This window comes from Massilia sp. BSC265 (assembly GCF_000740675.1).
Classification (GTDB): domain Bacteria; phylum Pseudomonadota; class Gammaproteobacteria; order Burkholderiales; family Burkholderiaceae_D; genus Telluria.
Genome location: NZ_JPXI01000029.1, coordinates 66,167 through 79,308 on the forward strand (window position 1 = coordinate 66,167; position 13,142 = coordinate 79,308).

Consider the following 13,142-nt stretch of genomic DNA (forward strand, 5'->3'; position numbering starts at 1 on the left):
GGAGCCGCGACTTCAAGAGAGACGATCTTGCCTGCTGCTTACATCAGAAGTCGTACGACGCGCGGACGCCGAAGCTGCGGCCGGTCTTGAACCAGGCGCGACCCAGCATGCCGATGTGCTGCTGCATCAGCTGCTTGACCGTGGTGTCGGTCAGGTTGGTCGCTTCCACGCCGATGCGCAGCTTCGGGGTGACGTTGTAGAAGAACGAACCATCCAGCTGGCCGTAGTCGTCCATCCAGAGCGGCAGGCCGTAGGCCTGGTTGTTGTCGCCGTTGTAGGTGCCGTAGGCCGGGCTGGCAGGGTTCATGTCGCGCGCGTCGGTGCCGCGGGTGCCCCACTGGTTGACGCCCAGCAGGTAGCGCGAACGCCAGTTGTAGGCGAGGCGCGCCTGGACCGGGCCGCGTTCGTACATCAGCGCCACGTTGATGGTCCGCTTCGACAGGCCCTGCAGAGGCAGGTTGCCGAACGAGCGCATGTCGACGTCGCAACCGTTGATCGAGAGGTTCAGGTTGTCCGCGCCTTCGCCGCCGCTGCACCATTCCGAGTACACCGGATTGTTCAGCTTGCGTTCGCTGTCGACGAAGGTGAAGCTCAGCTGAGTGCCCAGGCCCTTGAGCCAGTCCGGCACGAAGTCGAAGTACTGCTGGTAGGCGACCTCGACGCCGCGGGCGTAGCCGTGCGCGCCGTTGGTCGGGCCGGTGACCAGGAACTGGCGATCCGTTCCGGCGGCATCCTTCACCGCATACTGGTAGTTCTGGTTGACGATGATGTTCTTGATGTCCTTGTTGAACATCGCGAAGGTCAGCGAGCCGGCCTTGGCGAAGTACCACTCGGCGGTCAGGTCGACCGAGGTGGCGGTGGCCGGACGCAGGTTCGGATTGCCCTGGCCGGTGCCGGTCAGGCTCACGCCGTTGAAGGTCACCGTGGTCGGCAGGCCGGTATCGCCGCCGCCGGTCGTGGTCGAACGCACCGACTGCGACAGCGAGGTGTAGGCGGCCAGCTGGCCGAAGTCCGGGCGCGACATCGACTTGGCGACGGCGAAGCGGAACTGCAGGTTGTCCGCGGCCTTGTAGCGCAGGTTCAGGCTCGGCAGCCAATTGTGGTAGGTGTTCTCGTAATCCTGGCGCTTCGAGAAGGCCGGGATGTTCGGGATCAGGTTCGCGCCCACCACGCTGGCGCCTTCCGGGATGGTCGGCAGGTTCGGGGCGAACACGGTGTAGCCGAAGGCGTTCGACGTGGTTTTCACGTAGCGCACGCCGATGTTGCCGTCGATCGGATAGCCCCAGTCGTCAAAGCTGAAGCGTGCCTGGGTGTAGAAGGCGCGGGTCTTCTCGCTCTGCTGGTTGATGCTGGCCGGGTCGTCGGCGAAGCCGGCGGGCTTCCAGGCGACGCAATCGCCCCAGCCCTGGGCCGCTTTCTGCTGCTCGCACAGGGCCAGGCTATAGCCGTGCAGCTTGGCATAGCTGTTGGGGTAGCCGCGCGCCACGGCGTCGTCCGGGAACCACACGCCCGGAATGGTCACGTCGCCGCCGAAGAAGTTCGGCTGGCCGACCAGCGAGGCGCCGCCGGCGAAGCGCGGGTCGCTCAGGAAGGCTTCGTGCGGGATGCGCCAGCCCACCATCCACGGCTGGGTCACACCCTGCCAGTTGTAGCTCGGATTGGTGTTCTGGTTGAGGGTGTCGCGGTTCTGCAGGCGCACGCCGAAACGGATGTCGCGCAGCACCGGATGGTCGAAGTCGTACTTGACGTCGGTCTTCCAGGCCTTGCTGTCCGCCGTGGAGTTGTCGAGGTGCTCCATCGTGTACGCCCAGTAGTAATTCTTGGGGTCGGCAAAGTAGGCCAGGTCGGCCGGGGTGAAGCTGAATACCGGGCGGTCGCCGCGGAAGTCGACGGCTTGGCTGGGCACGCGGATGCCGGTCGCCACGTCCGAATCGAAGCCCTGGGTGCGGGCCTTGATGCGCTGGAAATCGGAGACCACGGTCCAGGCAGGGGACACGCGCCAGTTGATGTTCAGGGCGATGTCCTGGGTGCTCGAGTGGCGGTCGGAGACGCGGCGGTCGGAGTTGTAGTTGACGCCGCCGTTTTCCGGATTCGACCAGGTGCCGGCCAGCAAGGCGCCGGTATTGGACCATACGCCGTTCTGGACCTGCATCTCGTACGGGTTCGTCTCCTGGGTCAGCAAGGCCTGTTCGGACCAGTCTTCGCGGTAGCGCGAGCGGAAGTAGGTCAGGCCGGCGGTCAGGTCGCGCACCGGGCGCCACTGGAAGGCCGCGTAATCGCCCTTGCGGTTGCGGTTGAAGGTCTGCGAGCGCCATTCCGCGCCTTTCGGTACCCACATGGTCTTGCCCGGCACGATGTCGTTCACGTGCGGATAGTAGGGCGAGATGTTCATCGCGTCGTTGCGGGTATTGGTCTTGGAGGACGCCAGGTCGATCAGGGCGCCGACTTCGCCGAGCGGGGTGGTCCAGCGGTTCGAGAACAGCACCGAGCCACTCGGGTCGGAGCGCTTCTTCAGCAGCTCGGAGTAGCTGGTGTTGACCGTGGCGGCGCCCTTGAAGCCCTTGAAGTCGAAAGGCATGGCAGTGCGCAGGTTGACGATGCCGGAGATGCCGCCTTCGATGTGCTCGGCCGACGGGTTCTTGTACACGTCGACGCCGGCCATCAACTCGGGCGGAACGTCGCTGAAGCTGAGCGAGCGGCCGCCGTTGGCCGAGAAGGCTTCGCGGCCGTTCAGCTCCGAGAGGACGTAGGTCAGGCCGCGGATCGCGATGCCCGAACCTTCCACGGCGTAGTGCTGCGGATCGTTCGGCGCGCTGCGGTCCATGGTCACGCCGACCACGCGGCTCAGGACTTCGGTAATCGAACGGTCCGGCAGCTTGCCGATGTCCTCGGCGACGATCGAGTCGACGACTTCATCGGCCTCCTGCTTGAGCTTCTGGGCCGATTGGATCGCGGCGCGCTGGCCGGTCACGGTGACGACGGCCGCCTTGGATGCGGCGGGATCGGCGGAGGTGGTGTCGGTGGTCTGGGCCCAAGCTGCGCCGCCATAGATGACGGCAATCTGCGCGACCGCTGCAGCGATCGCTGTTTTCTGGAACTTCCTCACGTTGTCTCCTGATATAGGTAATTTTTTTATGTGTTACACCATCATGCGTCAGCGCTGCTTCGGGCCGCCGCTAACACTGATTGTCATGCGCTACCATACACTGTCGCAACAAACTTTACAAACTTGCGGGTTTTGTTTATGCACAACAGTCAATGGGCCCGGAGACCGTTGCGGTGACAGTCGGATTCAGCCTTCGTCCCTGCATTCAAGGGAGCTTGGCGTCGAAAACAGAGGGAATTGCTGCCACCGACCTCACTGATTCTCTACAGTACGCAATAGATTGTGCAAGGTCAAGAAATCGATTTCATAGCGTTGTAGTTTTTTGTTTTGGAAGTGTTGGTGCAGTCACGTCATTGTAATTCGACGCGTATCGGGTCCCCTAGCAGATTGGACATGCGCGGGCAGCCCGGGACGATGGTGGACCGGCGAATCGGACGGTGCAAGCCTTTCGCTACCGGCGGGTGACTTCCCGCGGCGGACGGGGCCGGGCGCCGGTACAGCCGCATGTTAGCGCGAACATTTCCCTTGCAATGACGCGTCCTGCTGGCTTACGATGCAGGCGAGAAGTGCCGAGACCACCGACACCAACAACAAGCAGCAGGAGACCATGCGCCTTCCTTCCCGCCGCCGCGGCATGCGGCGTCTTGCCCTCGTCGTCCCTATGCTGCTGGTGCAGCCTGCACAGGCGGTGCCGGCCGGCGCCGGCGAACCGGCACTGCCGCGCGTCGTCGAGCGCGAGGGCCGCCACGCCTTGCTGGTCGACGGCGCACCCTTCCTGGTGCTGGGCGGCCAGGCCCACAACTCCAGCAACTACCCGGCGGCCCTGCCCAAGGTGTGGGCCGCGCTCGAGGACGCGCACGCGAACACCCTGGCAATCCCGGTGGCGTGGGAACAGCTCGAGCCGAGCGAGGGCAGGTTCGATTTCAGCTACGTGGACACCCTCGTGGCGCAGGCGCGCGAGCATGGCAAGCGCCTGGTCCTGCTGTGGTTCGGCACCTGGAAGAACACCGGCCCGGCCTACACGCCGGAATGGGTGAAGTTCGATAACGGGCGCTTTCCGCGCATGCGCGACAAGGACGGCCAGGCCAGCTACTGCCTGTCGCCCTTCGGAGAAGCCACGCTGGCGGCCGACAAGGCGGCCTTCGTGGCCCTGATGCGGCACATCCGCAAGATCGACGCCGGCAAGCGCACCGTGATCATGGTGCAGGTGGAGAACGAGGTCGGCACCTACGGCCTGGTGCGCGACTACGGCGCGCGGGCCGAGGCCGCCTTCCGCCAGCGGGTGCCGGCGGCCGTGCTGGCACGCCAGCCCGCGCCTGCGGGGCACCCGGCGCAGGGGAGTTGGGGCGAGGTATACGGCGGCTATGCCGAGCAGTATTTCCATAGCTGGGCAATCGCCAGCTATATCGAGGAAATCGCAAAGGCCGGACGCGCAGAGTACGACCTGCCGATGTTCGTCAATAACGCGCTGCGCGAACCCGGCCAGCCCGGCCAAGCCGCCACGGCCTGGCGCGGAGACTTTGCCAGCGGCGGCCCGACCTGGGACGTGATCGGTATCTACAAGGCAGCCGCGCCCCATATCGATTTCGCGGCGCCCGACATCTACATGCCGGAATCCGGCAAGGTCAGCGCCGTGCTGGCGGGTTTCCAGCGCCCGGACAACGCCTTGATGGTGGCGGAGATGGGCAATGCGGCCGGCTATGCGCGCTATGTGTACCAGATCGTCGGCAAGGGCGCGCTCGGCGTCGTCCCCTTCGGCATCGACTATGCCAGCTACAGCAACTATCCGCTCGGCTCCCGATACACCGACCGGCGCATGGTCGAGCCCTTCGCCCAGGTGTACGCCACGTTTGCGCCGATGTCGCGGCTGTGGGCACGCTGGGCCTTCGAAGGCCGTACCCACGGTGTGGCCGAGGGCGACGACCGGATGCCGCAAACGGTCGCGATGGATGGCTGGAAGGCGACGGTTTCCTTTCGCGAGTTCCAGTTCGGCGAGCGTCGGTACCTACGCGACAAGAGCGAGTACGCCGAGGGCACCGAACTGCCCGGCGGCGGGGTAGCGATCGCGCAGATCGGCCCCGGCGAATTCGTGCTGGTCGGCCAGCGGGCGCGCGTCAAGCTGGCGCCAAGCGCCGACGCGCCCGCCATGTACGCGCGGGTGGAGGAGGGACGCTTCGACGCTGCCGGCAAATGGGTCATGGAACGCAACTGGAACGGCGACCAGACCGACTACGGCCTGAACCTGCCCGCCGCGCCGACCGTGCTCAAGGTCAGGATGCGCACCTACGAACATTAAGCAGACACACAACAAGACCGGGAGACCCAGCAATGCAAATCACACGAATGGCGAGCGCCGTCCTGCTGCTGTGCGCAGCCACCCAGGCCCTTGCCGGCAGCTACCAGAAGACCGCCACCGGCATCGAAGTCCGGCCCGACGGCGGGGCCGCGAAGCTGGTGCGCCTCAACCTGATGAGCGACAACATCATCCAGGTCCTGAAGTTCGATACGCCCGGCAAGGCGCTCACGCCCTCCTTGATGACCGTTGCCACGCCTTGCGCCTGCAGCTTCAGCGTGGATGACACCCGGGCCGGCAAGGACCAGGCGGTGCTGCTCAAGGCGGGGAAAATTTCGGCCACGGTGTCGCTGAAGGATGGGCGGATTGCCTTCTTCGACGCGTCCGGCAAGCCGATCCTGCGCCAGGACGCGGAGAGCATGAAGCCGGTTACGGTCGGCGGCAAGCCCTTCTTCGCGATCACCCAAGGTTTCAACCATGGCACCCGCGACGCCTATTACGGCCTGGGCCAGCACCAGAACTCGCAGATGAACTACAACGGCGAAGACGTGCTGCTGGCCCAGCACAACATGATCGCCTCGGTACCTTTCGTTGTCTCCGACAAGAACTATGGCCTGCTGTGGGATAACAACAGCATCTCGCGCTTCGGCGATCCGACGCCCTACGCCTGGATGTCGCGCGACCTGACCCTGCTCGATGCACAGGGCAAGCCCGGCGGCCTGACCGCCCGCTACTACATCGACGGCCAGCTGGCGTTGACCCGGCGGGAAAAGGACATCGCCTACCAGTACCTGAAGGACGTGGCGGAAAACTGGCCGAAGGAGCTGCCGCCGCTGAAGGAGATCAAGGACGCCCGGGTGGTCTGGGAAGGCAGCATGGTGAGCGACAAGCCGGGCGTGCACAAGATGCAGCTGTATTCGTCCGACTACGCGCGCCTCTCCATCGACGGCAGGCAGGTGATGGATGTCTGGCGCATGGGCTGGAACCCCTGGTACCACAACTTCGAAGTGAAGTTCGAGAAGAACAAGCCCGTCAAGCTGCACCTCGACTGGAAGGTTTCCAGCGGGATGATCGCCATCACCCACAACAATCCGCTGCCGACGCCGCAGCGCCACTCGCTGACCATGTCGTCGGAAATCGCGGAGGCGATCAACTACTACGTCATCAGCGCCGACAGCATGGACCGGGTCATCGCCGGCTACCGCCACCTGACCGGGCAGCAGCCGATGATGCCCAAGTGGGCCTATGGTTACTGGCAGTCGCGCCAGCGCTACGAGACCCAGCAGCAGCTGCTCGACACCGTGGCGGAATACCGCAAGCGCGGCTGGCCGCTGGATAACATCGTGCAGGACTGGTTCTACTGGCCGGAAGACGGCTGGGGCTCGCACGACTGGGACAAGGCCCGCTTCCCGGACCCGAAAGGCATGGTGGACGCGGTGCACAAGCAGAACGCGCGCATCATGCTGTCCATCTGGGGCAAATTCTACGCCAATACCGACAACTACAAGGAACTGGCCGCCAAGGGCCATATGTGGACCAGGAACGTCGAGAACGGCGACCTCGACTGGGTCGGCCCCGGCTACAAGAACAGCCACTACGACCCGTACACGAAGGAAGCGCGCGACATCTACTACCGCCAGATGAAGCACAAGCTGGTCGACCTGGGCTTCGACGCGTGGTGGATGGACAATACCGAGCCGGACATCCTGTCGAATGCGCGGCTGGAGGACTTCAAGCAGCTGATCGGCCCGACCGTCTACGGCGCCGGCGAGATTACCTTCAATCCCTATAGCCTGGTGCACTCGCAAGGCTTTGCCGAGAACCTGCGCCGCGACCAGCCGGACAAGCGCCAGTTCATCCTGTCGCGCTCGGGCTTTGCCGGCATCCAGCGCAATTCGGTGGCGGTGTGGAGCGGCGACACCGTGGGCCGCTGGAACAACCTGGCCGACCAGATCGCCTCGGGCGTGAACTTCTCGATGTCGGGCATTCCGCACTGGACGCATGACATCGGCGGCTATGCCCAGGAGACCCGGTACCAGGCAGGCGACGTCGGCTCGGCCCAGGAAAACCGCGCGACCGGCACGAATCGCGCCAATCCGGAAGACATGAAGGAATGGCGCGAGCTGAACCTGCGCTGGTTCCAGTTCGGGGCTTTTTCTCCGCTGTTCCGCTCGCACGGCGAGGTGGTCAAGCGCGAGATCTACAACCTGTCGCTCGGGGACGACGCAATGCGCGACGCCATGGTCGGCTACCTGAAGCTGCGCTACCGCCTGATGCCGTATATTTACACGATGGCGGCTGACACCCACTACCATTCCGGGACGATGATGCGCGGCCTGGCGATGGACTTCCCGCAGGACGAGCGCGTGAAGAACATCAAGGACCAGTACATGTTCGGCCCCAGCCTGTTGGTCGCCCCGGTCACCGTCTACGGCGCCCGTTCGCGCCAGGTCTACCTGCCGGCGGGCAGCGACTGGGTCGACTTCGATACCGGAGAACGCTACAAGGGCGGCAAGACCATCACCGTGCAGGCGCCGCGCGAGCGCATGCCGCTGTTCCTGCGCGCCGGCGCGCTGATCACGACCGGACCGGTCACCCAGTACGTGGACGAAAGGCCGGACGCGCCGCTGGTGCTGCAGGTGGTCGCCGGGGCCGACGGCCAGGCCAGCCTCTACGAGGACGACGGCGTGAGCAATGCCTATGCGCGCGGCGAGTACAGCCGCATCCCGTTCAGCTACGACGACCGCAAGGGCACGGTGACGATCGGCGCGCGCCAGGGCAAGTACCAGGGCATGCCGGTGCAGCGCGAGTTCCGCGTGCGCGTGCTGCGCCCTGGCACCGCCGCTGCGCAGGACCTGGATGCCTACGACAAGTCGGTCAGCTACGATGGCCGTCCGGTGACGATCAAGCTGTGATCTCGGGCAGCAAGCCGCCAAAGGGGATGGCCGCCTTGTCGGGGGCGGCGGCCAGCCTGCCGCTGTTCGCGGCGCCCCGGCGCAACGCCGGCTCCGGCGCGGCCGACAAGAGCAAGTTCTGGACCGGCGACGATTACAATACGGCCGAGCACAAGAACAGGGTCTATCACCATCCGAAGGTCATCACGCTGGACGCGCCGCCGGTATTCCTGAAAGCTCCGCAATGAGACCACTTTCCTTTTCCCTGGGCCTGGCCCTGGTAGGCCTGCTGCACGCCGGCCCGGCCATCGCCGCCACGCCAGTCTCGCCCGACGATGCGAAGCTGCAGTACACGGGCCGCGTCGACTTTTCGCAGCCGGCCGCGCCCGTGATCTCCTGGCCCAACACCTCGATCGCCGGGCGCTTCACTGGCACCTCCTTGGCCATCAAGCTGGACGACCAGCGCGGACGGAACTACTTCAACGTCTTCCTGGACGGCGACCTGTCCGCGCCCCTGGTCGTGGAAGCGAAGCAGGGCGAGGCGACGTACGTGGTGGCGCAAAAGCTCGCGCCCGGCACGCACAGCTTCCTGATCACCAAGCGCACCGAGGGCGAGGAGGGCGCGACGGTGTTCCGCGGCCTGGAACTGGACCACGGTGCCCAATTGCTGCCGCCACCGCCGCGGCCGAAGCGCAGGATCGAGTTCTTCGGCGACTCGATCACCAGCGGCATGGGCAACGAGGGCGCAGTGAACGGCCGCGACGACGCGGGCAAGGACAAGAACAGCTTCCTGTCCTATGCCGCCATCGCCGCCCGGCAGCTGAACGCGGAGGTGCACATGACTTCGCAGAGCGGCATCGGCGTGATGATCAGCTGGTTCCCCTTCACCATGCCGGACTTCTACGACCAGCTGAGCGCGGTCGGCGACAACGACAGCCAGTGGGATTTCAAGCGCTGGACGCCGGACGTGGTGGTCGTCAACCTGCTGCAGAACGACAGCTGGCTGATCGGCCGCGACCACAAGCTGCAGCCGGAACCGGATGATGCCCAGCGCGTCGAGGCCTACAAGAACTTCGTGCAGCGGATCCGCCGCCTCTACCCGCAGGCCTATATCGTCTGCGCGCTCGGCAGCATGGACGCGACCCGGCCCGGCTCGCCCTGGCCGGGCTACGTCATGGCTGCGGTGGAGCGCATGCGCAAGGAAGACGGCGACAAGCGGATCGACACGCTGTTCTTCGACTATACAGGCTACGGCCAGCATCCGCGGGTGCATCACCATCGGGCGAATGCGGCGAAGCTGACCGCCCTGGTCCGGGCGCGGATGGGCTGGTAAGCCCAGGCACCGCTCAGGCGGCGCGTGGACTCGCCCCCTTGACCTGGCCCGCGATATAGGCGTCGTGCGCGGGCATGCGGTTCACGCCCTGCGCGATCATGTCGCGCACGCCGGCGAAGTGCCCGTGCACCTGGCGGATGTCCACGCCGTCCACGAACGGATCGTAGCGCTTGGGTACCACGCCCAGCCCCATCAGCATGGCAACGAAAGAAGGCTCGGCAAAGCCGTCGCGGTCCAGGATGGCGACCCGTCCGGTCTCGCGGAACAGCTCGATCTGGTGGCGCAGTGAATCCGGAATCGGCATGTTGGCGCAATAGCGCCAGAATTCCGAGTCGTCGCGTTCGGTCAGCTTGTAGTGCAGGATGATGAAGTCGCGCACCGATTCATAGCGTACGCCCATGGCCCGGTTGAATTCATCCGCCAGTTCGGGACGGCATTCCCGGTCCGGGAACAGCTCGACCAGCTTGCCCACGGCGGTCTCGATCAGGTGGATGCTGGTCGATTCCAGGGGCTCGACGAAGCCGGCGGACAAGCCCACTGCAACGCAGTTCTTGACCCAGGACTTCTTCCTCCGGCCCGTGACGAAACGCAGCTGGCGCGGCTCATCGAGCGCGTCGCCGTCGAGGGAGTCGAGCAATACCTCGCGTGCCCGCTCGTCACTGGTGAAGGCATTGCTGTACACGTGGCCGTTGCCGGTGCGGTGCTGCAGCGGGATGCGCCAGGTCCAGCCGGCCTCCTTTGCGCTGGAGCGGGTGTAGGGTGTCAGCGCCGCCGCGCTGGCGCAGGGCACGGCGAGCGCGCTGTTGCAGGGCAGCTGCTCGCTCCAGTCCTCGTAGCCCGCCTTCAAGGCGCCTTCGATCAAGAGGCCGCGGAACCCCGAGCAGTCGACGAACAGGTCGCCCTCGATCCGGCGTCCGTCGCGCAGCTTGAGCGCCGTGATGTAACCGCTTTCCGGGTGCTGTTCGACTTCCACCACCATGCCCTCGATGCGCTGGGCGCCGCGTGCGATCGCGTAGTCGCGCAGGTGGTTGGCGTACAGGCCGGCATCGAAATGGTAGCCGTAGGAGTAGGTGTCGAGGACGGGGGAGGGCGTGCGCTCGTCCGGCGGCACGAACTTGTTCGTTCGCGCCATCATCGACGACACCGACCAGTTCTCCAGTGCCGGCATGTTGTTGAACTGCGCGGCCATGCGCAGCCAGTACATGTAGGTAGGATGCTTGCCGAGCGAAGGGCCGAAGTCGCCGAAACCATGGAAGAAGCGGTTGCCGACGCGCCCCCAGTCCGTGAACTCGATGCCGAGCTTGTAGCTGGCTTTGGTCTGGCGCACGAAGTTGTCGGGATCGAGCCCGAGCGCGGCATTGTAGAAGCGGATGGTCGGCAGGGTCGCCTCGCCGACCCCGATGGTGCCGATCTCGGGCGACTCCACCAGGATCACCTCGCAGGGGGCGTCGGCGCGGCGCGCCAGGCGCTGGGCCAGCGGGGCCGCCGTCATCCAGCCGGCGGTGCCGCCCCCCACGATCACGATCCGGCGGATCGGCTTGTCATTCATAGTGTCTCCCGTTCCTGTTCCTGTCGTATGCCCGCCCGAGACGCGTCAATACGACAGGAAGTGTAGAGCAGGTCCCGATTGCCGGGCAATGAAAATGTTTGCGTACAACAACTGGTGTTGCTTTGCTGTTTCAGCGCTGCAGCGACTCCACCGCGGCGGCCACGTACACCAGCGGGGCGTTCCAGTTGATCGCGATCTCGTTGCTGGCGTAGCTGCACACGTGGTCGAGGTAGGACAGCGCCGGCAACTTCGATGGATAGGGAGCCGGGCAGTCCTTGGCGTCCTGCTGGCCGGGGTTGGGGCCGCCCACCAGCATGCCGGGCACCGGCGCCTCGATGCCGTCCGCTTCGGACGGGCGGTGGTGCGGGTGCATCGGAGAGCGCTGGCCGAAGCCGGTGACGAAGGACATGCCGGGTCCGTTGCGGCCGAGGACGTAGTCGAGCGCCGACTGCGCCGCGTCCAGGTAGTCGGGCTTCGGCTCGACGCGGTAGGCCGCCACCAGCATCATGGCCTGGTTCAGGATCACCGAGCTGCTGCCCCAGACGAAGTCCTTGCTACCCATGGTGACGCGGTAGGGCGAGGCGCGCCAGCGCTCGACCAGGCGGTCGCCGTTTGCGAGCAGCTGCTTGCGCACGGGAGCGGCATCGACGCCCGCAGGCAGGCGCTTGCCGTGCTGAGCGAGCGAGATCCAGCCCAGCATGCCGACATCGGCCCAACCCGGCTCGGTGCCCTTGGCGGCGGCGCCCGCATGCGCGAAGGCGTGGGTGCGGTAGGCCGCCTTGCCGGTGCTGATCAGGAGCTCGGCGGCCGCCCAGGCGAATTCGTCGTCCACGCTCCCGTCGCCGTAGGCGCCGGTCTGGATGTCGGCCGGCTGCGCGTACAGGACCTTCGGGTTGGCCTCGGCCCAGCGCCAGGCGCTTTCGGCCGCGGCCAGGTAGCGTGCAGAACGGCCCGGCTGCTGGCTGTCGAAGGGCGCCAGCACGCGACTGGCGGCGGCCATCACGGCCGCGAAGTCGAGCGTCGCCGCGGTGGTCTTCTGCACCACGTAGCGCGGCGCCGTCGCCTTTTCCGGCATGACCATGCCGTCGAAGGACTTGTTGGTCAGCTTGTGGTAGACCCCGCCGTCGTTCGGATCCTGCATGGTGAGCATCCAGTCGAGGTTCCACAGCGTCTCGTTGAGGAGGTCGGGCAGGCCGTTGCCGGATTCCGGCAGGTTCAGGGGGAGCTTAGCGAACCACTCCGGAAAATGTTCGTAGGCGGCCAGCAGGGTGTAGGTGCTGATGCCGGAATTGACGATGTATTTGTTGTAGTCGCCGGCGTCGTACCAGCCTTTCGGACTCGAGAGCACGGTGCCGGCGGGACGCGCTTTCGACGCGGCCGAGGCGTGCACCAGGACCCCCGTGTCCGGGTGGGCCAGCGGGCGCGCATAGGGGCCGGCCACGGCCGGGGTGAGGGCGATGCCGCTGCGGTTCAGCGTATAGTTGCGAAGGGCGGCGATGTCCAGCTCGCGGTAGACGCCGGGCTTGATGGCAAAGGGCGCCGACTCGGGCAGGCCGGCGACGCGCAGGCGGTAGTTGCCGGGGGCGCGCAGTGCCGAGAAGTCGGCCAGGCGCACGCGCTCGCCCGAGGCGTCCCAGGTGCCGGCGCCGGCCAGGCTACCCTCGAACACCTGCTTGCCGCTGGCCGCATCGACCACCTCGAAGCGCGCCTGAGCATCGCCGGCCACGACCGCCAGCTTTTGGGCCGCAGGCAAGAAGCCGACCTGGTTGAGCTTGATGGTCCCCTGCGCGGCGCCGGCGCTACCGGCAAGCAGGAGCGCAGCCCAGGCGGCGGCGAGGCGGAGCCGATGCGGTGGCACGTAAGTTGCCGACGGGTACGCGGGGTGGTGCATGCTGTCTCCTGTTTGTCGTGAAATCGATTTCATCATACCGTTCGGCGTCAGGCGGCGTCAACGTCGATTGCGCGCG

7 protein-coding genes are annotated in these 13,142 nt (G+C 65.9%); 4 read left to right on the top strand and 3 right to left on the bottom strand.

The window, feature by feature from the left end; all coding sequences use genetic code 11:
* Positions 1-43: 43 nt before the first annotated feature.
* On the bottom strand, positions 44-3,106 hold the full coding sequence (locus MA09_RS07520; RefSeq protein WP_036246696.1) for a TonB-dependent receptor: 3,063 nt from the start codon (positions 3,104-3,106) through the stop codon (positions 44-46).
* 553 nt (positions 3,107-3,659) lie between these two features.
* Here MA09_RS07520 and MA09_RS07525 point away from each other — a divergent pair.
* The 4 genes from MA09_RS07525 to MA09_RS07540 are packed head-to-tail and all read left to right on the top strand — an operon-like array spanning position 3,660 to position 9,626.
* Positions 3,660-5,402 carry a DUF5597 domain-containing protein gene (locus MA09_RS07525; RefSeq protein WP_229440602.1) on the top strand — a complete coding sequence of 581 codons (1,743 nt, stop codon included), beginning with the start codon at positions 3,660-3,662 and terminating at the stop codon, positions 5,400-5,402.
* A 32-nt stretch (positions 5,403-5,434) separates the two neighbouring features.
* Entirely contained in the window at positions 5,435-8,314 is a 2,880-nt protein-coding gene (locus tag MA09_RS07530) for a TIM-barrel domain-containing protein (protein WP_152594585.1), read from the top strand.
* A gap of 26 nt (positions 8,315-8,340) precedes the next feature.
* Positions 8,341-8,541 (top strand): hypothetical protein, encoded by a 201-nt coding sequence (locus tag MA09_RS07535; protein WP_036246698.1) that lies wholly within the window; start codon positions 8,341-8,343, stop codon positions 8,539-8,541.
* The gene (locus MA09_RS07540; protein ID WP_081897469.1) at positions 8,538-9,626 is read left to right on the top strand and encodes an SGNH/GDSL hydrolase family protein; all 1,089 of its coding nucleotides are present in this window, start codon (positions 8,538-8,540) and stop codon (positions 9,624-9,626) included. The genes MA09_RS07535 and MA09_RS07540 overlap by 4 nt, the downstream gene beginning before the upstream one ends.
* Positions 9,627-9,639: 13 nt before the next feature.
* On the opposite strand, the gene MA09_RS07545 is transcribed toward MA09_RS07540, so the two are convergent.
* Complete coding sequence (locus tag MA09_RS07545) at positions 9,640-11,175, bottom strand: tryptophan halogenase family protein (protein ID WP_036246699.1); 1,536 nt, start codon at positions 11,173-11,175, stop codon at positions 9,640-9,642.
* 130 nt (positions 11,176-11,305) lie between these two features.
* Complete coding sequence (locus MA09_RS07550) at positions 11,306-13,066, bottom strand: glycoside hydrolase family 9 protein (protein WP_051933260.1); 1,761 nt, start codon at positions 13,064-13,066, stop codon at positions 11,306-11,308.
* Between the last annotated feature and the right edge of the window lie 76 nt (positions 13,067-13,142).